The sequence below is a fragment of the Pedobacter sp. GR22-10 genome, from assembly GCF_026239715.1.
Lineage (GTDB): Bacteria > Bacteroidota > Bacteroidia > Sphingobacteriales > Sphingobacteriaceae > Pedobacter.
Window position 1 is genome coordinate 189619 of record NZ_JAPIVR010000005.1, and the last position, 23457, is coordinate 213075.

The 23457-nt window shown below is 39.1% G+C and carries 18 protein-coding genes; 8 read left to right on the forward strand and 10 right to left on the reverse strand.

Annotated elements, in window-relative coordinates:
- Positions 1-2: 2 nt before the first annotated feature.
- The 8 genes from OQX64_RS19650 to OQX64_RS19685 form a co-directional block, all read right to left on the reverse strand.
- Positions 3-1550 carry a cryptochrome/photolyase family protein gene (locus tag OQX64_RS19650; protein ID WP_265820045.1) on the reverse strand — a complete coding sequence of 516 codons (1548 nt, stop codon included), beginning with the start codon at positions 1548-1550 and terminating at the stop codon, positions 3-5.
- Positions 1551-1613: 63 nt separating this feature from the next.
- Positions 1614-2450, reverse strand: a complete 837-nt coding sequence (locus tag OQX64_RS19655; protein ID WP_265820046.1) for a phytoene/squalene synthase family protein — start codon at positions 2448-2450, stop codon at positions 1614-1616.
- Positions 2451-2529: 79 nt separating this feature from the next.
- The gene (locus OQX64_RS19660) at positions 2530-3144 is read right to left on the reverse strand and encodes a MarR family winged helix-turn-helix transcriptional regulator (protein WP_088299415.1); all 615 of its coding nucleotides are present in this window, start codon (positions 3142-3144) and stop codon (positions 2530-2532) included.
- Positions 3145-3152: 8 nt separating this feature from the next.
- The gene (locus tag OQX64_RS19665) at positions 3153-3872 is read right to left on the reverse strand and encodes an SDR family NAD(P)-dependent oxidoreductase (RefSeq protein WP_088299414.1); all 720 of its coding nucleotides are present in this window, start codon (positions 3870-3872) and stop codon (positions 3153-3155) included.
- Between the two features lie 272 nt (positions 3873-4144).
- Positions 4145-4531: a hypothetical protein gene (locus OQX64_RS19670; RefSeq protein ID WP_088299413.1), complete on the reverse strand. Its 387-nt coding sequence runs from the start codon at positions 4529-4531 to the stop codon at positions 4145-4147.
- Between the two features lie 23 nt (positions 4532-4554).
- On the reverse strand, positions 4555-5652 hold the full coding sequence (locus OQX64_RS19675; protein ID WP_088299913.1) for an AI-2E family transporter: 1098 nt from the start codon (positions 5650-5652) through the stop codon (positions 4555-4557).
- A 142-nt stretch (positions 5653-5794) separates the two neighbouring features.
- Positions 5795-7075 carry an OmpA family protein gene (locus OQX64_RS19680; RefSeq protein WP_265820047.1) on the reverse strand — a complete coding sequence of 427 codons (1281 nt, stop codon included), beginning with the start codon at positions 7073-7075 and terminating at the stop codon, positions 5795-5797.
- A 343-nt stretch (positions 7076-7418) separates the two neighbouring features.
- On the reverse strand, positions 7419-8174 hold the full coding sequence (locus OQX64_RS19685; RefSeq protein WP_265820048.1) for a response regulator transcription factor: 756 nt from the start codon (positions 8172-8174) through the stop codon (positions 7419-7421).
- A gap of 163 nt (positions 8175-8337) precedes the next feature.
- Here OQX64_RS19685 and OQX64_RS19690 point away from each other — a divergent pair, with 163 nt between their 5' ends.
- Positions 8338-8982 (forward strand): DUF1349 domain-containing protein, encoded by a 645-nt coding sequence (locus tag OQX64_RS19690; protein ID WP_088299410.1) that lies wholly within the window; start codon positions 8338-8340, stop codon positions 8980-8982.
- A gap of 100 nt (positions 8983-9082) precedes the next feature.
- Here the strand turns inward: OQX64_RS19690 and dinB are convergent, their stop codons facing one another.
- Together dinB and OQX64_RS19700 are read right to left on the reverse strand one after the other, a co-directional pair.
- A complete protein-coding gene (gene dinB / locus OQX64_RS19695) occupies positions 9083-10183 on the reverse strand; it encodes a DNA polymerase IV (RefSeq protein WP_265820049.1) in 1101 nt (366 codons plus the stop codon).
- A gap of 242 nt (positions 10184-10425) precedes the next feature.
- On the reverse strand, positions 10426-10785 hold the full coding sequence (locus OQX64_RS19700; RefSeq protein WP_088299408.1) for a response regulator: 360 nt from the start codon (positions 10783-10785) through the stop codon (positions 10426-10428).
- Positions 10786-11114: 329 nt separating this feature from the next.
- On the opposite strand from OQX64_RS19700, the gene OQX64_RS19705 reads away from it, so the two are divergent.
- The 7 genes from OQX64_RS19705 to OQX64_RS19735 all read left to right on the forward strand — a co-directional run bounded on the left by OQX64_RS19705 (position 11115) and on the right by OQX64_RS19735 (position 23380).
- A complete protein-coding gene (locus OQX64_RS19705; RefSeq protein ID WP_265820050.1) occupies positions 11115-12146 on the forward strand; it encodes a LacI family DNA-binding transcriptional regulator in 1032 nt (343 codons plus the stop codon).
- Between the two features lie 415 nt (positions 12147-12561).
- Positions 12562-15543, forward strand: a complete 2982-nt coding sequence (locus tag OQX64_RS19710; RefSeq protein WP_265820051.1) for a SusC/RagA family TonB-linked outer membrane protein — start codon at positions 12562-12564, stop codon at positions 15541-15543.
- Positions 15544-15562: 19 nt separating this feature from the next.
- A complete protein-coding gene (locus OQX64_RS19715) occupies positions 15563-17152 on the forward strand; it encodes a RagB/SusD family nutrient uptake outer membrane protein (RefSeq protein ID WP_265820052.1) in 1590 nt (529 codons plus the stop codon).
- Positions 17153-17170: 18 nt separating this feature from the next.
- On the forward strand, positions 17171-18202 hold the full coding sequence (locus tag OQX64_RS19720) for a SusE domain-containing protein (protein WP_265820053.1): 1032 nt from the start codon (positions 17171-17173) through the stop codon (positions 18200-18202).
- A 64-nt stretch (positions 18203-18266) separates the two neighbouring features.
- Positions 18267-20186: a glycoside hydrolase family 13 protein gene (locus OQX64_RS19725; protein WP_265820054.1), complete on the forward strand. Its 1920-nt coding sequence runs from the start codon at positions 18267-18269 to the stop codon at positions 20184-20186.
- A 118-nt stretch (positions 20187-20304) separates the two neighbouring features.
- Entirely contained in the window at positions 20305-20991 is a 687-nt protein-coding gene (gene pgmB, locus OQX64_RS19730; protein WP_265820055.1) for a beta-phosphoglucomutase, read from the forward strand.
- A 70-nt stretch (positions 20992-21061) separates the two neighbouring features.
- Positions 21062-23380 (forward strand): glycoside hydrolase family 65 protein, encoded by a 2319-nt coding sequence (locus tag OQX64_RS19735; protein ID WP_265820056.1) that lies wholly within the window; start codon positions 21062-21064, stop codon positions 23378-23380.
- Positions 23381-23457: the final 77 nt, after the last annotated feature.

A 23457-nucleotide genomic window follows, 5' to 3' on the forward strand; every position in this document is an offset into this window, starting at 1 on the left:
GGTTATAATTTATCCAAATTTGTTAAGCAGTAATTTGCACGTTTTAAAACTGCCGATTTGAGTTCAGGATTCATTTTATCCCAAAGCCGATACACCATTGAAAGGCGGTGGTTATGCTGAAGTTTATCCCTATGGCGATCATGAAAATCCCAGTACAAACTATTGAAAGGGCAGGCATTGTCTCCCACCTTATCATTGCGGTCATATTTGCACCCTTCACAGTAATTGCTCATTTTATGGATGTAGTTTGCCGACGCGGTGTAAGGCTTTGAGCCCGTAATTCCACCATCGGCATACTGGCTCATGCCACGGGTATTGGTAATTTCTACCCACTGTATGGCATCAATGTAAATACCCAGATACCAGAAATCTACCTCATCAGGGTTTATTCCGGCAAGCAAGGCAAAATTTCCTGTAATCATCAGGCGTTGAATATGATGGGCATAAGCATGATGAAAGGATTGGGAAATGGCCTGTTTCAGGCAGTTCATGTGGGTTTTGCCCGTCCAGTACCAGGCTGGCAGCTTCGTTTGATGATTAAAGTAATTGAGTGATTCAAATTCTGGCATTTTCATCCAGTAAATGCCACGCATGTATTCGCGCCAGCCCAAAATTTGCCTGATGAAGCCCTCGATCTGGTTCAGTGTGATTGATTTTTTATCTTTTTCCCAGGTGGCCAAAGCCGCATTCACTACTTCTACTGGTGAGATTAATTTCGTGTTCATGCTGAAAGATAGGCGGGAATGATAAAGTGCCCATTCATTCGTTTGCATGGCGTCCTGAAAAGTACCAAATAGTGGCAGGCAGTTTTCACAGAAATAATGGAGAAGTTTTAGCGATTGTTTCCTGTTTACCGGCCATTGCAAATATTCCGGTTCGATTTTGCCGATGGTTTTGACCCCTGCTTTCAGTAAACGCTCATATGGCTGACGTACATCATTGTCAAATAGCAAAGGTGGATTGGGTTTATGGTTTTTGGGGAGCTTTTTCCGGTTTTCTGCATCAAAATTCCATTTCCCGGCTTCAGGATCATGGTCATGATGGATTAAAACATGGTGCTTTATCCGCATGGCCCGGTAAAAGCTTTCCATTATGATTTCTTTACGGTCAGCAAAAAAATCAGCCAGTTCTGTTCTTGTAGTATAAAAGTGTTCACTGTCAAAACTACAGGAGGAAATATTGAGGCCACTACAAAAACCTTTGAGTTCCTGATCCAGCCTGTATTCATCCGGAAGCTGATACTGGAATTCCTCAATTTGATACTTCTTTATCAGTTCATTTAGGTTATCAGAAAAATTTTGCCTGTTATCCGGATGGTCAAGGTGAAGGTAAAGTGTCTCAAATCCTTTGTTGCTGATGGTTTCAGCAAAATTTTCCATGGCTGCAAAAAAGGCACAGGCTTTTTGAATGTGGTGCCATACATAATCCGTTTCAGTTTTCACTTCCATCATCACATAGAGGATAGCCGGATCAGCATTTAAAAACCAGGAGTGTTTCAGGTTCAGTTGATCGCCGAGGATAAGCCTGAGTATCTGGTATTTTTGCTTCATGATGCATAATATGTAAGATCTCACTTAAGTCAGCTCCATCTTAACCCGTTGATCTTGTCGGTATTAAATTCTATTGTAGCGACTTCTTAGCACAGAGCCGAAGAGAAGTGTAAATTTATGTACATTGGAAATTCTGACGCGTTCCGCCATAATTTGTGCTGCTGTTTTCCTCCTGATTTTATCAAAAAGTCTGCGGTAATAAATGTAAGCCAGGTATACACCTTTTCTGGATGATGCCGGCAATTGCCTGATGCCTTCCAGTGCTTCGTCGAATTCTTTGCTGATTTCCTTTTCAATAACGGTTTTTTCTGACGTTGAAAATACCGACAAATCCACATTTGGGAAATACGTACGGCTTAAAACATAAAAATCGGCATTCACATCTCTTAAAAAATTTACCTTTTGAAAGGCTGAACCCAGTTTCATCGCAGATTCTTTTAAACGTGCGTAAGAGGCCTTATCACCTTCTGTAAAAACATGCAGGCACATCAGGCCCACCACCTGCGCAGAGCCCAGGATATACTGCTCATATTTTTCTGGCGTATATACTTCCTTTCGGAGATCCATTTCCATGCTCTGAAGAAAAAGATCAATCAGTTCAATATCTATGTGATAGTTATTAACCACTTCCTGAAAGGCATTAAGTACCGGGTTAAGGCTGATGCGGTCATTGATGGCTTCATAACAGTCTCTTTTAAACTTATGGAGCAGTGTGGCCTTATCATAGTCGTGGAAACTGTCAACAATTTCATCGGCAAGCCTTACGAAACCGTATATCGCATAAATAGGATTCCGAAGCTTTTTACCCAGGAACTGAATACCCATGGAAAAGCTGGTGCTGTAATTTTTAGTAACGATCTTACTGCATTCTGCAGATACTTTATCAAAGATGGTTTTCATTTTTCTGTAATGGATGAACGGAAGCAAAAATTAAATAATCGAAGGATGCGGCTTTCAAAATAAATCGGGTACATATATCTTAAATCTTTTCTGCGAGCTGGGCATGATGAAAGTCTTCAAGTTTGAGCAATAGGTTAATTAGTTCCATTTTTTCCTGTGGAGAAAGGGGCTCCGTTACCTGAGCCGAAGCCAGTCTGATTTTATCCATGCTTTGTTTTAAATGGTCATTTCCTTTTGCAGTTACGCGGATCAGTTTACTTCTCCTGTCCAGAGCTGAAGATTGCTGTTCAATTAAACCTTTGTCCAGAAGCCTTTTAATAATTAATGATCCTGCGGGCTTATCATGTATATTGTGTTTAATCAATTCTGTTTTACTCATGCTTCCGCCAGAAACCAGGCTGATGAGGTAGATAAATTCGTCGGGTGTGGAGAATGTGCTGTCGGTGATAGCGGCTTTGGCGTGGATTTTGGCATAACGGTATAAATGAACGAGAGAGGTGTTGATGACACTATCTGCCGAGCGGCCATTTACTTTACCCGTCCAGTTGGGATCAGCTGCTGATACCGGCTGTTCATCTCTGAAACGAATATCGAGCCAGCTGCGAAAGGCATGAAGATCTTCAGCAGGATGTTTGGTACTGCTTTCATATATTTTAACCAGGTCTACCAGTTCATGGATTAATTGATACATCATATTTCGGGCTAAAAATTCGTTTTTAAATTGCCAATGCCGCCATCAACCGTTAAAATTTGTCCGGTTATCCAGCTGCTATCACTTGAGAGCAGATAGGCAATGGCTGCGCTGATATCTTTTGGTTCTCCAAATCTTCCAATAGGATGTCTTTTGGCTGATGCTTCCATTTTTTCGGGAGTGTTAAGCAGCTTGCCAGCCAATGGGGTATGGGTTAAGGAGGGTGCTACTGCATTTACCCGGATATGGTTAGGGCTCAGTTCGGCTGCTAAAGAGATGGTCAATCCTTCCACCGCTGCTTTTGACGATGCGATGCTGGAATGAAAGCCCATGCCGGTTCTCGCTGCTACGGAACTCATCAGTACAATAGAAGCTGAAGAAACATTTTTTAGCGATTTTAATGCCTGTTGTATAGACAATGCTGCACCAACTACGTTAAGCCTGAAATCATCTATTAAATCAAGTGCAGAAATTCTGTTAAATGGTTTTAGATTGATGTTACCAACACAATAAACCAGGCCATGCAGTTCATCTGGGATAAATGCAGATAATGACTCAGGTCCTTGCATCACATCCATTTCCAGGTAGTGTACTGCTGCGGGCCATTCTGCTGAACGGTTTCTGGATGCCGCATAAATAGTCGCTCCTTCATTGTTTAATAATCTAATCAGATCAAGGCCTATGCCTGAACTTCCACCTATAACCAGAATATTTTGATGCTGAAATCTCATGGGATGTCGCTTGAATTAATATATTAATATACAATTTTGTAATTATAATGTTTATAAATATACTAAATATTTGACCAGGACTAATGTTGGGGGATACTACATTTCTATTCAATATGTCATGATGGAATAAATGTATCGCTGATAATAAAGAGGAAACTTGAATTTTATGGATCAGTAAGGGGGGAGATTTTTGATGAATCAGAAATATATGGTCAAAAAAAATCCGGACCAACGCAAAGTCGTCCGGATTGATTTTATACAGGAAAACATGATTACTGTGGCAAATCTTTGATGGTATAAATACTATCAACTACATATTTGCTATAACCTCTCCAGGGCAAGCTTCCTTTATATTCTTTATAGTGTAATTCATAAAATTTACCACTGTTGCCCATCATGCGTTCTGCAATTTGCTTATCTCCGACTGAAAACTCAAATTCATTATTCTGCAGTGTGCCAGTTTGCCTTGATTTGATCCCGCTTTGAATAAGTTTTCCTTCATACGATTTAAACAGGTAGCCCTTTTTTACAATATAGTTTAATTCGCCTGCCTTAACACCTTCGCCAAATACAAAGAAATAATTGTAGTAAATTAACCCTCCGATAATTAATAAAGCGATGAGGGCTATAATTGATGTGATTTTTTTTCCAGTTGTCATATTATTGAATCTTTAAATTTATTCTAAGTATTTTTTGCCAATTGATTTTTTCCTCTTCTCAGCCTTTTGAGCTGACCCAGGTGTTCGGTAGGAATATTATCCCCAAGTAATTTACCCCAGGGTTTTAATTCGTCAATTCTGTCAAATATGATTTTAAGTACGGCAATGAAAGGAATTGATAAAAACATACCCGGTACGCCCCACACCGCTGCACCCATGAGCACAATAACGATAGACACCAGTGCGTTAATCTGAACTTTTGAAGAAACGATCTTCGGAACCAGTAAATTATTGTCGATAAACTGGATAAGTGCATAGGCCGCAATAATTAATAATTGAGTGGTGTACCCGTCAAATGAAACGGTAGCCATCAGTACGGGTAAAGCAATGGCAATAATTCCGCCGATATAGGGAAGCAGGTTCAAGATTGCCCCAATTACCCCAATCAGAATGGCATTGGGCACACCCAGAATTAACAATGCACAAGAATTCATAACAGCCACAATCCCTGTTTCTATTAGTAAACCCACAATATAACTTTGAATCGCAGCTTTGGTTTCTGCCAGAATTTCTCCGACTTTTTGTTGATTTTCTGCTGAGAAAACTTCATAAAAGAAATTGAGGATTAATGTTTTGTATAGCATGATCAGAAAGGTATATACCGGGATCAGAAACACCACACTCAGAACACCCAGTGCGCCGCTTAAGGTTTGTCCGATTACTGCCTTACTGTTGTTGGCTGCCTCCTTAATCATCTGTACCTGTTTTTTCGTGCCAATACCAAAAGTTTTTTCCAGCCAGGCTTGACTGGTATAAAGCAATTCGGTAAACTTTTGCTTCATGGCATCAACATTATCAAAAAAGTGTGCAATTTGCGACGACAGGAAATAAGCGATTCCGGCTACTACCAGTAAAGCAATAATCATAGAAATTATAATGGAAAGAATTTTAGGTAATTTTCTCTCCAGCCGTACCGATAGGGGATTTAATAATATCGCAATCAATGTTGCAAAAGCCAGCGGAACCAGAATATCCCGAAGCACACTGAGTATAAATACAGCGATAACGAGGCCAAGCATGATTACTGGTGCCTTAATGTAAAATGGGAATTCCTTTTTCATATTTAATTGTTGAGATGTGGTTTTGCCTGCGCCCATATCATTTTATAAAATAAATGCAGTTAAAATAAATTAACTGCATTTATATCATTGGCATAATATTAATCTGATTTTAGTTAATATTATGCTATACTCTATTCTGTACTTAGTATAAGGTAAACTCTACACGACGGTTTTCCTGACGGCCAGTCGCGGTTTTGTTAGATGAAATCGGTTGATCAGGTCCGTAACCAGTAGCTTCGATTCTGGAAGCATTAGCACCCTGAGATACCAAATAAGCTTTTACAGATTCTGCTCTTTCTTTAGATAAACGTAAGTTTAACTCTCTGCCACCAGTGTTATCGGTGTGGCCAGCTAATTTTAAGCTAAAGTTTTTGTCTACCAATAACCCAGCAACCCTGTTTAAGCTTGCGTATGATTTAGAACGGATAGTTGATTTACCTAAATCAAATTCTAAGTTTGAAATTGCATCTTTAACTACTTTACGGTCTTCCTCAGTGATTACCTTAGTTTCTCTGATGATTTCGCGTTGTACTTTGATTGGACAACCTGAACCATCAACTACAGTTCCTGAACCTGTTCCAGGGCATTTGTCAAATTTGTTCGCTACACCATCATTATCATCATCAGCCATATCTTTAGCATATTGATCTCTGTCACGTTGTGCATTTTGCTCAGCAGTAGATAATGCTCTTCTTAACTCAGCACTTTCTTCAGCACTTTGTTTGCGAAGATCCGCAACGGCGCTATAGTTTTGTAATTGAGAATTTTCTTTGTTACCCAAAGCAAACTCTAAACCTACGTGAGAGTAAGAATATCTGCTTTCTAAGTAAGCATTTTTAACGGTAGGAGATGATTTAATGAAGTTGATGTCATAACCTAAATCAATGTTGATGCCTTTTGAAACGCCAAATTTAAATCCAACTCCGGTTGGGATGTACCAGCCTTCTCTGTCAGTAAAAACCTGAGTAGTTCCTACCTGAGAATCAGAAGCCATATAACCGGCACCTGCCTTAATGTAAGGAATCAATACCGCGTTTTCAGTATTTAAGCTGAAGTTAGCAATGTTTAATACTGCAGTTAATGATCCAGCCCAGTTGATGCTGTTTTTCTGTTCTAAGTTAGGTGCTACGATGGTTTTCATTTCACCACGTAAAAAGTCTGCCTGTAAGCCTAAAGCCGGTAAGATTTGTTTTTTAACAAAAGCACCATAACCGATACTTTTAAATTCTCTGGCAGTAACACTTCCAGCACCTAAAAAAGTATTCTGGCTGAATATACCTCCCTGAGCACCTACACTCCAGGTTCTTAAAGGTTGTTTACCAAATCTACCAGAGGTAGTTGGTGTTGATTCTTGTGCAAATAATTGTGATGATAATCCCAATATCGCAACCATCATTGATAGTTTTGTAATATTTCTGTTCATATTGTTAATTTTCGATATTAACAGGGAGAGCTATATTTTGTTTCACTATCAAATCATGAATAATGAGCAAAAGTAAATTAAACGCTCTGTAACAGTGATTTATGTTTTTTATACTCTTATTTGGAGTGCAATATCACTTAAGGGAATGTCTTAAGCCTTATGAAAATGACTGCTTTTAAGTGCAGAAAAAATATTTTAAGGAAAACAAAACCTTGATTAAGATTGATTTGATTTTTTGCCGGTATACATTTTTTACCCTTATTAAATCTTTTCCAAACATAATAAATGATAGCCTATAGTCAGCTGATCACATCTGAATCATCTAGAATTAAATGTCAACCAATTAAGTTACCAGGCCCATGGTTTCGGCCATTCTGCAGGCTTCCATCGCGTTACTTGCGTTTAGTTTCTGAAATATATTTTGTCTGTGTCGATTCACAGTATTGATACTCAGCATCAGCTTATCTGCAATCTCTTTGCTCCTCAGTCCACGTTTAATTAGCCGTAAAACCTCTTTTTCTCTTGAGGAGAGGAGTACTTTAAACTGCGCTTCATTCTGCTCAATGATTTTTCCACTTTTGTTGTTAATTATAATGCCTTGAGGGACCTCAAATTCCGGGTGGTCATAAATCATTTGGTAAAGGCAGAGTGCCAGCCAGATACTGCCATCATCCGAACTGGTGATATACAGCAAACGATGTTTGATCAACACGTATTTGCCATCCCTGTTTTTTATTCTAAGTTTGGTGATGACCTCATAATCCATGCGTTCTTCGGCAGGCAAAGTATGCAGGTGCTGAAAAAACTGGAACTCAAGTCGGTATTTTTTCTGTAAATCTTCAGGATGTATTTTATTTAATAACTGATCTTCCCAAATGGATCTGATTTCATGATCTTGCTTAGATAGCCCAAGCTGTCCAGCTATATCGCCATAATAAAGAAAGCTTTTCCGCGCTTTCATATCACTTAACACTGCAATACAATTTTCAAATTGACTGTACATCTGTGCAATACCCTTCGCGTTATCCAGTTTCTGATCAGGATTTTGGATCGTTTCAAAAGTTTGAGACAAAAGTTTAATATCAAGCAGATTTCGCATTTAACTAAAATTGATGGTTATTTATGACCATTGAAATTGGCTGAAGCGTTAAATAACTTTGCGAACTTAATCATTTGAATGGTGATGAAGTGCTGAAATAAATGTTTTCAATTGCTTGTATTCTCTTAATTGATCATTACTATAAATTAATCGATAATATTAAATGAAAAGAATTCTTTTGACAATAGGTATTTTATGCGGACTAAACGAATTGAAGGCGCAGAATTTAGAAAAAATGCAGTGGTTTAATGAGCCGGATAAATGGGAAATTAAGAATAATACCTTAAAAATGCAGGTTACACCAAATAGTGATTACTGGCGTATTTCTCATTATGGCTTTACGGTTGATGATGCACCATTTTATTATGCAACATATGGGGGTGAGTTTGAAGCAAAGGTAAAACTTACCGGAGCCTATAAAGCCCGATTCGATCAGATGGGTTTAATGATCCGGATAGATCATCAGAACTATATTAAAACGGGGGTGGAGTTTGTGGATGGCAAATTTAACATCAGTACAGTAGTTACTCATGATAAAAGTGATTGGAGTGTGCTTCCGTTGGAAAAGGTGCCGCCATTTATCTGGGTTAAAGTGGTGCGCCGACTTGATGCCGTAGAGATTTTTTATTCTTTGGATGATCAAAATTACATCATGACAAGAAATGCTCCTTTGCAGGATAACACACCTGTAATGGTGGGCTTAATGGCTGCTAGTCCGGATGGTAATGGTTTTGAGGCAAAATTTGAAAACTTTAAGGTGAAACATTTGCCAGATCAGCGCAGACTGGAGTGGTTAAAAACACATTAACCATAAAATGACCAGCAGGTTTAAGGAATATATAACGTGCGCCATTATTTTTATATGCCTGAGTTACCAATATAAATTAATTCTGATACACTCACATCTATCAGAAATCAAATTCCAGCTGGTTATTTTCGATATTTTCGATTGGGATTTCATCATAAAAACGAGAAAGGGTGATGCCCAGCAATCGAACTTTCATGGTTCCCAATTGCGCTTCCTCTAAAAGTTTTATGGCTTCCTGAAACATCTGCGAAGCCTGATTAAATGGTGTTGAAAAAGAACGGCTTCTGGTAATCTGTTTAAAATCTTCAAATTTAATTTTTAGGGTAATGGTTTTTCCTTTTAACTGATGCTTCTCTAACCTGGTGGCTACCGTTTCGCTGATTTGCTTTAATAAATCGTGCATTACGGCCAGGTCATTGGTATCTTCTGGCAAGGTGTCTTCTGCGCCAACGGATTTTGTTTCGCGTTGAGACTGAACAGGCCGGTGATCCAGTCCGCGTACAATTTTGTAATAGAATTTGCCTGATTTTCCAAACTGTGCAATGAGTTGTGATTCGGTTAAGTTTTTTAAATCAGCACCAGTGTTAATTTGCATGGCCTTCATTTTTGCAGCAGTAACTTTGCCTACACCAAAGAACTTTTCAACGGGAAGTTTTTCCATAAAAGCCTTGATTTTTGATGGCCCAATAAAAGTTAATCCATCTGGCTTGTTCATATCTGAAGCCACCTTAGCCACAAATTTATTGATGGAAACACCTGCAGATGCGGTAAGGTTCAATTCATTTCTGATGGCATCTTTAATCGATTTGGCAATATCGATGGCGGATCCTATGCCAAGTTTATCTTCCGTAACATCCAGATAGGCCTCATCCAGCGAAAGTGGCTCTATCACATCAGTATAGCGGCTGAATATTTCCCTGATGGCTTTTGACACCGCGGTATAGGCATCAAACCTGGGATACACAAATATAGCTGTTGGACAAAGCTGATAAGCTTTACTGCAAGACATTGCGGAACGAATGCCATATTGCCGGGCTTCGTAACTGGCTGTGGCAACTACCCCGCGACTATCGGGCTTGCCGCCCACTACAAGAGGTTTCCCCCTATACTCAGGAAAATCACGTTGTTCTACCGATGCATAAAAAGCATCCATATCAATGTGGATAATCTTTCTTATAATACTTTCAGGCTGATCGGACATTGATTGGTAGTATACGTTCGGAATGAAGAATCACTTTTTGTGAAAAACTGATATTAAATTTCGAAAAAAATATCATGATCTGGAGTGTCCCGTATTTTTCTTTACATAAAATCAACCGGGATAATGTAATCCGGAATGGCTAAAGGATCAGTAATGACCAATGATAATGACTGGAAAATCAGATATTAGAGATGTAAACAATCTAAGCTATTGGCAATAGGAAATTGGTTATCGTTAACGGGTTAATTTAAAAGTTCCTGCACTTTATCTAATAAGGAATCCATTTCGAAAGGTTTTTCCATAAAATCGTTCGCGCCCGCATCCATGGCAGATTGCCTGATATCACGGCTTGCTGAAATCATCAAAACCGGAATTTCTTTGTATTTAGGATCATTTTTTAATAACTTACAGATATCACGTCCGTCATGTCCACTCATCCAGATATCGAGCATAATTAAATCAGGTTTATTTTTCACTGCATCAATAACTGCTCCACCATCGTAAGTAAACTCAACATCATAACCCATCACTTCCAATATCATCGTTATCGCATCTACTATCCCTTCATCATCATCAGCGATGAGTATTTTCTTAATTTCCATTTGGCGTAGATTTTGTCTTATTTGTTAGTATTTATAGGTGAAAAGCAAATATCATAAATTCTCTATTAGTATTAATGGATAAATCTTGTTTTTGTTTTAAAAAAAAATATATTATTTTAAATTTCACTCCCTGATACTTTTTAGAACATATTTATTTCAACTTCATGCTGTTAAAAAAAAGAAACATGGCGCATATTATGAATAACTTAGTATCTAAATGATAATTTAGAAAAGGAGTCAGAACAGTTGTATTGTATTATAAAATTAAAAGGTAATTTTATCACTTATATTTACATCAAAATTTAACCAGTCTATCTTTCAAAGTTAAAATGGATCATATTAATATTAAGAAATTAGCAGAAGCATTAAATCTATCAACTTCTACAATTTCGCGTGCTTTTAGAGATAACAGCGATATTAATGGTGCCACCAAAGAGCGGATTTTAACCAAAGCGAAAGAATTAAACTATCAGCCTAACCATTACGCCAGCAATTTAAGAGAACAAAAAAGCAAAACCATTGCGGTAATTGTACCTGAATTGGCCAACAATTATTTTTCACAGGCTATACATGGTATTGAGCGGGTGGCCAGGGCGAATGGTTATCATATCCTAATTTATGTGACCGATGATGACTATCATAAAGAGGTAACCTTTATTCGGCATTTGCATAATGGCCGTGCTGATGGCATTATCATGTCAGTTTCGGGGGAGGCCAACGACCATAATTACCTGAATGAGTTCGGTACGAAACGCCTGCCGTTGGTTTTTTTCGACAGGATTTATGAAGATATTGTAACGCCCAGAGTAATTACAAACGATTATAACAGTAGTTTTTTAGCCACTGAACATTTAATCATGCAAGGTTGCAGGCGCATTGCTTATCTGGTGGTGAATAAAAGTTTATCCATCGGTAAAACACGAATGCAGGGATATTTAGATGCTTTGACCAAGCATCGGGTTGGTTTTGAAGAACAGTTAATTGTGGATTGCAGTAACAGTTATGATGAAAATAGCATTATCATTAAGAATGCCTTAACGGATTTAAAGCCAGATGGTGTTTTTACATCTGTGGAACGTCTGGCTTTTGCTACTTATTATGCTTGTTATGATTTAGGCATTGACATTCCTGACGATTTGAAAGTAATTAGTTTTTCCAGTCTGGAAATTGCCCCGCTCTTAAATCCATCACTCACCACCATTACGCAACCAGCGGCTAAAATTGGAGATGAGGCAGCTAAATTATTATTCAAAATTTTAGATTGTCAGCAAGATAAAAATTTCATGAATGAGGTGGTTCTGGAGTCAGAAATCATCATCCGTAATTCTACCTCAAACCAGCAAAAAAAACGACTGAAATAAGCAGGTTTTTAATCCCTGAAAATCTCAAAAAAAATCTTCACTTAGTGTAAAATAAGCAGAATTCTGTTCAAATTTCGGGAACGTTCCCGAAAACGCAGCAAATTTGATATTGATTTTTTCGGGAACGTTCCCGAAGAATCGTTGAAAAATGGCTTAGTGTAAAAAATACACGCTAAACAACTTTTATGTTTTTTTAAATAATTGATTGTCAATATTTTATTTTTTATTCGGCATTTTTTTGAAATCTAAAATTTAAAGTAAAATTAAATTTTTATCAGTTTTTTACAGGTCTGTTTTTCGCAGTAAATATATTTTTTAAATAAATTTTGAAATGTAATTATGTGCTGTAAATTAGGCCTGTGTGTAATTCACTATAATATTTAACCAAATTTTTATACTTAAACGAGCTTCGAATATGAAAGTATTTTACCTGTTAAAACAGGGGCTTTTGGTGCTGTTAGTTTTTTCAGCATTAATCGTAAAAGCACAAACCGGATCAATCTCCGGAAAGGTGCTTGATGAAACAGGCCTGCCATTACCTGGTGCTTCTGTGGTTGTAAAAGGTACAACCAGAAGTACATCCACTGATGGTGAAGGAAATTTCAAAATTGCTGGTTTACCGAACGGTTCGGTAACCTTATCTGCCAGTTTTATCGGCTATCAAACACTCGATAAAGCGGTAAGCCTTAATGGCAACACTACGCTAAACTTTCAGCTGGTGCCTGATGCACAAAAATTAAATGAAGTGGTGGTAATTGGCTACGGTACGGCAGAAAAGAAAAACTTAACCGGTTCCATTACTACCGTAAGTTCGAAAGACTTTCAAAAAGGTACCATTACCACTCCTGAACAATTGATTCAGGGTAAAGTTGCTGGTGTAAACATCATTTCAGGTGGTGGTGCGCCAGGTGCAGGAGGACAAATCCGTATTCGTGGTGGTGCTTCTCTAAATGCCAGCAATGATCCGTTAATTGTTGTGGATGGTGTTCCTTTCAGCGGAAACAGTATTGGTAATGCACCAAGTCCGCTTTCTTTAATTAACCCGAACGATATTGAAACCTTTACCGTATTGAAAGATGCAAATGCAACGGCAATTTACGGTTCCAGGGCATCAAATGGGGTAATTTTAATTACCACTAAAAAAGGTGCTTCAGGTGCACCGGTGATTAATTTCAGTACCAATAATTCCATCGCCACAGTAGCGAAAAAGGTTGATGTTTTCTCTGCTGATGAGGTTCGTGCCTATGTAAACGCAAATGGAACAGCTGCACAGCGAGCACTTTTAGGTACCGCCCATACTGATTGGCAGGATGAAATTTATCAAAACGCATTTTCAACAGATAATACGTTAAGCATTGCCGGATCATTTAAAGGCGTTCCTTACCGCGTATCTGCTGGTTATTTAGATCAGGATGGGGTATTGATTACCGCCAAGTTGAAAAGAGCAACTGGTGGTTTAACCTTATCGCCACGTTTATTTAAGGACCACTTAAAAATTGATTTAAGTTTAAAAGGAACCCTGAGTAATTCTCAATATCCTGATGATGCCGCAATTCAGAATGCCATCCAGTTCGATCCCACTCAACCTGTTTATGCTGATAATAAATTTGGTGGCTATTTCGAGTGGATTTCAGGAACGGGGGCTGCAGGCGTGCCAAATCCAAATGCACCACGTAACCCGGTTGCTTTAATCAGGCAGCAAAATAACGTAGGTAATGCAGAAAGAAGCTTTGGTAATGCCAGGTTTGATTACTCTTTTCACTTCCTGCCGGAATTGCACGCAAACTTAAATTTAGGTTACGATATCTCTAAAGGTTACGGTTCAAAATCAATTCCTGTTTATGCAGCGCAACGCGCCTCAACAAATGGTTACTACGAAAGAAGGTTAAACAATGGTTCTGATAAATTCTCAGAGTTCTATTTAAACTATGCCAAAACAGTAGAAAGCATTAAAAGTAGGTTTGATGTAACCGCTGGTTATGGTTACTATGATAACTCCACTACTGATTTTTATTTCAATACGTACAGAGGAACAGGAGAGATTTTAACTACTCCTGTATTCCCTAATGCTGTAGAGAGACAAAAGTTACTTTCTTATTATGGAAGATTTGTATACACCCTTGCTGATAAATATATCCTTTCCGGAACGATGCGTGCAGATGCTTCATCAAGATTCTCAGAGCAGAATCGTTGGGGATATTTTCCTTCAGCTGGTTTTACCTGGAGAATTATTGGCGAAAATTTCTTAAAAGACAGCAAAGTGGTATCTGATCTGAAATTAAGATTAAGCTATGGCGAAACAGGTAATAAAGACGGATCAACCATTGGTAACTACAATTACATCTCCAGATATTATGCCAATACCAACCAGGGTCAGTATCAGGTGGGCAACTCTTTTTACAATTATTACAGTCCTGCTGGTTATGATCCGGATATGAAATGGGAAACCACAACTACTTATAATGCTGGCTTGGATTATGGTTTCTTAAAAGGAAGATTGTACGGTAGCCTGGATGTGTATTACAAAAAAACAAAAGATTTATTGAGTACGATTAACATCCCGGTAGGGACCAACTTCAGTAACTTATTAACCACCAACGTGGGGAATATGGAAGTAAAGGGTGCTGAAGCCAGCTTGAATTTTGTAGCCATCCAAAAAGATGAGGTGACCTGGGAATTTGGTGTGAATGCGGCTTACAACAAAAGGAAGATTACCAACTTGACGTTAAATCCTGATCCGGGATCTAAAGTTGGTGCAGGTGACATTACCGGTGGTACAGGAAATACCTTAAAATGGAATGCGGTGAACCAGATTCCAAGTGCATTCTTCGTTTATAAACAAGTTTACAATGCTAATGGCGTGCCTTTAGAAGGTATTTATGAAGATTTAAATGGCGATGGTGTAATCAACACGAATGATCAGTATTTCTATAAATCACCAGATCCAAACTTCACCTTTGGTTTCAATACGTCATTCACTTACAAAAAATGGACGGCTACAACCGTGCTTCGGGCGAGCATTGGAAACTATGTATACGATAACATTTCATCCAACTTCGGAATCAGAAATAACATCTTAAGTACACAGGGAATTCTGAACAATGCCGGGGTAGATTTATACAATACCAATTTCTCCGGGAGTTCGGGTACGCAGTATTTAAGTGATTATTTTATCAAAAATGCATCATTCTTAAAAATGGATAACGTTGGTTTGTCGTACAACGTAGGTAAATTATCTAAAAACAGTAACACCAGTATGCGAATTTCAGCGAACGTACAGAATGTATTTATCGTATCTGATTACAAAGGCTTAGATCCGGAATTATCATCGGGGATTGATTTTAACTTATACCCAAGACCGAGAACTTACACTTTGGGTTTAAATGTTGGTTTCTAATATCAAAGAAAATATAAAAATGAAAAATTCATTTAAAATCATATTGGCATCAGGGTTCTTGCTTTTAGGTTTAAATTCTTGTAAAAAAGAGGACTTAAACTTAACGCCAACCAATGATGTAACTGCCGAGAATGTTTATGCCACTCCGGCCGGATATAAAAATAGCCTGGTGAAGCTGTATGCAACTTACGCACTAACCAGTCCATCAGGTTCAGACAACAGTGATGTTGGCGGATTAAATGCAGGTTTTGCAGATTTCTTCAGGTTATTCTGGACTTCGCAGGAGCTGACAACGGATGAAGCCATTTGTGCCTGGGGCGATGTGGGTATTCCGGAATTAAACTTCGGCACGCCAAGCAATGATAACCAGTTTTTAAGAGGTTTATACTCGAGAAGTTTACTGCAGATTACTTTCTGTAATGAGTTTTTAAGAGAAAGCACACCAGAGAAATTGGCAAGTCGCAACATTGCTGGTGCAGATGCCACCGCCATTACCCGCTACCGTGCTGAAGCTCGTTTTTTACGTGCTTTTCAATATTGGGTATTGTTAGATGCTTTTGGTAATCCGCCTTTCGTAACTGAAGATGATAACATTGGTAAAGTTGCACCAAAACAAATTCAAAGAGCAGCGTTATTTAACTATGTGGAATCTGAATTAAAAGCAATTGAAGGCGATTTAGCTGAGCCGCGTGCAAATGATTATGGCCGTGCCGATAAAGGTGCAGACTGGGCTTTATTGGCGAGATTATATTTAAATGCACAGGTTTATACCGGTACCGCGAAATATACTGAAGCCATTACCTATTCAAGTAAAGTAATTGCAGCCAATTATCAATTGAAAAACAATTACCTGGATCTTTTCAAATCAGATAACGATAGAAACAATACAGAAAACATCTTAACCATTAACTATGATGGCGTAAAAGGAACAAATTACGGAGGAACTACTTTCTTAATTAATGCGGCCATTAATGCAGATATGAATCCGGCGAGTTTCGGTGTTCCGAATGGTGGATGGGGTGGAAACAGGACCCGTCAGAATTTACCGGCTCTGTTTCCTGATGCAAACGGAACGTTAGATAAACGTGGTGTTTTCTTCGGTACTAAAAATACAATTGATGATGTTGGTACTTTCACTGATGGGTTACGTGTTACAAAATTCACCAATAGAACATCTGCCAATACCACTCCAACTTCGCTAAATGGCGTATTCAGCTCGCTTGATTTTGCTTTATTCCGCCTGGCTGAACAGTATTTAATTTATGGAGAAGCTGTTGCGCGTGGTGGTTCCGGCGGAAGTGCAAGCCTTGCTTTAACTTATGTTAATGCCTTACGCACCAGGGCTTATGGAAATGCATCTGGTCATGTGAGTGCTGCGGCATTAACTACAGATTTCTATTTAGATGAGCGCGGACGTGAATTATACTGGGAAGGTCACCGCCGTACAGATCTAGTCCGTTTCGGAAGGTTTGCAGGTGCTGCTTATTTGTGGCCATACAAAGGTGGCGTAAAAGCCGGAGCATCAATCCCGGCTTACCGCAACATCTTTGCCATTCCAACAGCAGATTTAATTGCCAACCCGAATCTGGTTCAAAACACAGGTTATTAATCTTAATTTTAATAAGAGATGAAATCAACAATATTCAAATCCTTAGCGTTGGGCTTAATCACCCTATCGCTTTGGTCCTGCAAAAAAGATGAAACGCAAACCGTTTCCAATATTGCACCTGCAGGTACATTAGCGGCTTCGGCAACTAATTTAAATTTAGTGCAATCCAATGGTACGCAAACCGCACTAACCTTGAACTTTCCTATATCTACCGCAACAGGTTATGTGGTGCCTGTAACCTCTACTTTACAGTTCGATTTAAAAGGGAAAAACTTTAGTACGCCAAGTGAAATAGTGGTTACAAGGGGTACTTATGCACCAACGGTTACCCAGGTAAATAACATGATTTTAGCTTTAGGTGGCAAAGTAGGTACACCTGCCCAGGTTGAAGTAAGGTTAAAATCCGGCGCAGCCGTAAACGACATCAGCTATTCGAATGTGGTTACTTTAAGTGCAACACCTTATTTAGCTTCTGCCTGGATTTATGCTCCGGGAGCTTACCAAAACTGGGATCCCGCTACTGCAGATAGTTTGGTTTCACTATCAAGCAATGGCATTTATACCGGAATGATTGCCTTTACGCCAGGTAAACTTGCTTTCAAAATTACACCTGCAAAAAAATGGGATCTTTCTTACGGTGATGCCGGTACGGGTACCATCAGCACTTCTGGTGGAGATATTAATTCACCGGATGCGGTAGTAAAACAAGTTACGGTCGACTTAAATAAATCAACCTACACCATCACTACACCAAAAGAATGGTCTATTATTGGTGATGCAACTCCCGGTGGCTGGGTTATTGATACCGATTTGAAAGTAATTAACGATGGAAAAGCAATGGTTTACACATTGCAAACTACGCTGGTTGCAGGAGAATTTAAATTTCGTTTCGGTCACGACTGGGCGATTAATTTAGGTGGCGGTACCACGCTTGCTTTGGGGGGTGGCAACATTAAGGTGGAAACCCCTGGCATTTATACCATTACTTTAACGCTTACGAAAGCAGGCGATGTGGTAACAGGCGGTAGCTACACCATGGTTAAAAAGTAATTAATCTTTATTTCGCCCTGCCGAACGCCAGTTTTGCAGGGCTTTTATCCTTTAATGTTTCAGCATGTTCAGATCCAAAAACTTTTCGCTCTTTCCTTTATTATCCAGTGCTCAAACAAACTTTCTGCAATTTGCAGGAAAAAAAATAATGCTGCTGACTTTGCTGATTTCACTTTCGGCAAGTCATTTATTCGCCCAGAAATTAGAACGGATCGAGCCGATGTTTTGGTTTACAGGTATGCACAATCCTGAATTGCAGTTGATTGTACATGGCGAAAACATCGCATTAAGTACTGTTTCATTAACTTACCCGGGTGTAAAACTGGTAAAAGTTAATAAAGTAGAAAACCCAAATTACCTGTTTTTAGATTTAACCATCGCGCCAACTACCAGGGCGGGAAAATTTCCAATTCACTTCACGGTAAACGGGAAAAAAATATTGAATTACACTTACGAATTAAGGAACCGCGATAAAAGCACAACCAGAATTCAGGGCGTAACACAAAAAGATTTTATTTACTTGTTGATGCCGGATCGTTTTTCGAATGGCGATAAAAGTAACGATGTAGTGAAAGGCTTAGCCGAAACTGCACTAAACCGTGATAGTATGTATTACCGTCACGGAGGCGATATTCAGGGGGTAATGAATCACCTCGATTACCTGAAAGATTTAGGCATCACCACCGTTTGGATGACACCGGAAATCGAAAATGATATGGAAAAAGCTTCCTATCATGGTTATGCAGTAACCGATCACTATAAAATTGATCCGCGTTATGGCAGCAACGAACTTTTTAAGAAATATGTAGAAACTGCTCATGCAAAAGGCATGAAAGTGATTAAAGATATTGTGCACAATCACATTGGCACGGGGCATTGGTTTTTTAAAGATTTACCGATGAAAAGCTGGGTGCATCAGTGGCCAAAATATACACAAACCAGTTACCGCGATCAGGCGGTTATGGATACACATGCCTCACAAGCCGATCGCAAGAAAATGCTGGATGGCTGGTTTGTACCGTCTATGCCAGATCTGGATCAGCAAAACCCTTATGTGCAAAATTACCTGACGCAAAACCACATCTGGTGGATTGAATATGCAGGCATTGATGGTTTGCGTTTAGATACTTATCCTTACAACGATCCGGCTTATATGGCAGATTGGGCATTGAAGATAAAAGCTGAGTTTCCAAACCTTTCTATCTTCGGAGAAACCTTTGTCAGTGGCGTGCCGAATCAGGCTTATTTTACAGAAGGAAACACTGTAAATCGCGGCTTTAATACACACCTTCCGGGAATTACCGATATGGCTGTAAAAGAAGGGATTTATGAAGCACTAAACGGAAAAAATGGCTGGACTGATGGCGTGAATCGTTTGTACGACGTGATCGCACACGATTTTTTATATAAAGATCCTACTCAAAATTGCGTCGCATTAGATAACCACGACATGAGCCGTTTTTATTCTGTAGTGAATGAAGATTTCCAAAAATATAAAATGGGTATGGCCTTATTGCTCACCATGCGTGGCATTCCGCAAATGTATTACGGAACTGAAATATTAATGAAAAATTTCTCCAACCCTGATGGTTTAGTGCGTGCCGACTTCCCTGGTGGATGGGATGGTGACAAAAAAGATAAGTTCATCGCCAAAGGTAGAACAAGCAAAGAAAATGAGGCATTTAATTTTGTGCGGACATTAGCAAATTACCGAAAAAACAGTGTTCCTTTACAAAGTGGAAAATTGATGCAGTTTGTACCGGAAGATGATATTTATGTGTACTTCCGCTACAATGAAAGCGTTAAAGGAACAGTGATGGTCGTTGTAAATAATGCCGAAAAAGAAAAGACACTGAAAACGGATCGTTTCACAGAAAGAACCCTCGGAACTACCTCAGCGAAAAATATTATTACCAACGAAACCATTTCATTCAACGAAATTAAAGTGCCAGCAAGGACAACGCTGGTTTTGGAGTTGAATTAAGTAGAACGCAAAAAATAAATACTAAGGCGGAAAGATCAAAGATCAAAGCGGAAAACCAGGTAAGCACACCTGCCTTGATAATAGATACTTACTACGCTGTACGATATAACAACCAATAATGCAAGAAGAACTCCAAACCCCCAATCCCGAACCCAAAACCCAAATAAAAGCCTGCCTTTTTGATCTTGATGGCGTTTTAGTTGATACCGCTGTTTACCATTACCAGGCATGGAAACGACTCGCCAATACCATGGGTTTTGATTTTACCGAAGCGCAAAACGAACAGTTGAAAGGCGTAAGCAGGGTAGAAAGTTTGAATAAAATTTTGGCCTGGGGCGGCGTAGAAAAAACGGATGCTGAAAAAGAAGAACTCGCCACTTTGAAAAATAGCTGGTATGTAGAAATGATCACCAAAATGACACCTGCAGAAGTTTTGCCCGGAACGGTAGATTTTTTGACTGAAATTCACCAGGCTGGTTATAAACTGGCTTTGGGTTCAGCGAGCAAAAACTCAGGGATTATTTTAGAGCAAACCAATCTTGCGCATTTCTTTGATGAAATTGTAGATGGCAATATGGTTACTAAATCAAAGCCAGATCCGAAAGTATTTTTGAAAGGTGCAGAACTTTTAGGTTTCAAACCTGATGAATGTGTCGTTTTTGAAGATGCTGTGGCTGGTGTGGAAGCAGCGAAAAGAGGTGGTATGAGAGCCATTGGTATCGGCGAAAAAAGCGTACTCACCGATGCGGATGTAGTCGTTAGCGGATTAGACAAATTAACAGTTAAAGATTTAGAGAATTTATAGGTTTAAGGTGTAGGGTTTAAGGTGAAGGGCATTGTCTCCAATCTCCAATCCCGCTACTCAATACTCAATTATGAAAAATTACATTAAAGCAGATGAGTGGAACATTATCGAAGAAGGCTTTGATCCACATTTAAATAAAATTTCAGAAAGTATTTTCAGCTTAGGTAATGGCCGGATGGGTCAGCGGGCTAATTTTGAAGAAACTTATACCGGCGAAACTTTATCAGGTAATTATGTTGCAGGCGTTTATTATCCTGATAAAACCCGCGTAGGCTGGTGGAAAAACGGCTATCCGGAATATTTTGCTAAAGTTTTAAATGCTGCAAACTGGGTAGGAATTGAAGTCAAGCTGGATGATGAAGTTTTAGATTTGGCAACTGCCGAAGTAAGCGAATTCAAGCGGGTGCTGGATATGCATGCCGGGGTTTTAGAACGTACTTTCACCGCAAAGCTAAAAAGTGGTAAAACCGTAAAAGTAAAAGCAACCCGTTTTTGCAGCATCGCTGATGATGAAGTTGGCGCCATTCGTTATTCCATTACGCCAGTAGATTTTGATGGGAAATTAACCCTGATGCCATTTATTGATGGTGATGTTAAAAATCAGGATAGCAATTATGATGAAAAATTCTGGGATCTTGTTGCGGATGAATTTTCAGGAACAGAAGCTTACCTCAAACTGAGAACGAAAAAAACAGCTTTTGAAGTTTGCACAGGAAGTAACATCGAACTCTACAAAAATGGGAAGCAGCTTGATGTTCAGTTGGAGGAAGTTCGCCGGGAAAAATTCGTCGGGCAAACTGTAACGTTGGATATAAAGGCAAACGAAGAGGTTACACTGATCAAAATTGCGGCTAATTTATCTTCCGAAAACTATCCAAAAGAATCGCTTTTAAAAGAAACAAAGGCAGTAATTGCGAAAGCAACGGCTAAAGGTTTTGATACGTTATTGTCAGAACAAAAAGCAGCCTGGGCAACCAAATGGGAAGAGAGTGATATCATTATTGAAGGAGATGTATCTGCACAGCAAGCCATCAGGTTCAATATTTTCCAGTTGTTTCAAACTTATACAGGTAAAGATGATCGCCTGAATATCGGTCCGAAAGGTTTTACCGGCGAAAAATACGGCGGCTCTACTTATTGGGATACTGAAGCTTATTGCGTACCATTTTATCTGGCTACCGCTCCGCAGGAAGTAAGCAAAAACTTATTGGTTTATCGCCATAAACAATTAGGTAAGGCGATCGAAAATGCTGCAAAATTAGGCTTTAAGGATGGCGCAGCGTTATATCCCATGGTGACCATGAATGGCGAGGAATGCCATAACGAATGGGAAATAACCTTCGAGGAAATTCACCGCAATGGTGCGATTGCCTTCGCTATCTATAACTACATCCGCTATACGGGCGATGAAAGTTATCTTTCTGACTTCGGCTTGGAAGTACTCATTGGCATTGCCCGTTTCTGGAAACAACGTGTAAACTGGAGCAGCGAAAAACAGCAATACGTAATGCTCGGGGTTACAGGTCCGAATGAGTACGAAAACAACGTAAACAATAACTGGTACACCAATTTACTCGCTACCTGGTGCATGAAATATGCCACCGAAGCAGCAGAAATTGTAAAAACACAGCAGCCACATAAATATGCGAATTTGCTGGAAAGCGTAAATTTTAGAGACGAGGAATTTACCGATTGGGCAGATATTATCGAAAAGATGTACTATCCGGAAGATCAGGAAAAAGGAATTTTCTTACAGCAGGATGGTTATCTGGATAAGGAGCAAACATTGGTAAAAGATCTGCCGGCGAGCGATAGACCAATCAACCAGAAATGGAGTTGGGATAGGATTTTGCGCTCACCGTTCATTAAGCAAGCGGATGTTTTACAAGGTATCTATTTCTTTGAAGAAGATTATGATCTGGAAACCATCAGAAGAAACTTCGATTTCTATGAGCCACGTACCGTTCACGAAAGTTCCTTGTCGCCTTGCGTACACAGTATTTTGGCCGCGAAACTAAACGACGAAGCACGTGCTTACGAATTTTATCTGCGTACTGCCCGGTTAGATTTAGATGATTACAACAACGATACAGAAGATGGTTTACACATCACTTCAATGGCCGGAACCTGGATGAGTGTGGTAGAAGGTTTCGCCGGAATGCGGGTTCGAAATGGAAAACTACAATTTAATCCGTTTTTGCCAACACAATGGAAATCGTTCTCGTTTACGATTGGTTTCAGAGGTGCAACGCTTAAAATAAGGATCGCAGAAAACGGCATCACCATTAAAAACAATAATGATGTAGAACTTGAAATTAATATCAAAAACCAGTTGTATAAGTTAGCGGGTAACACTGAAATCGAAGTTAAAAACACTGAATTAGTATGAGTAAGGATGAGGGTTTAAAGGTTGAAGGTAGAGGGTTAAAAAAGCTAACTTTTGCAAATCAGAAAGGCCTTTCGGCA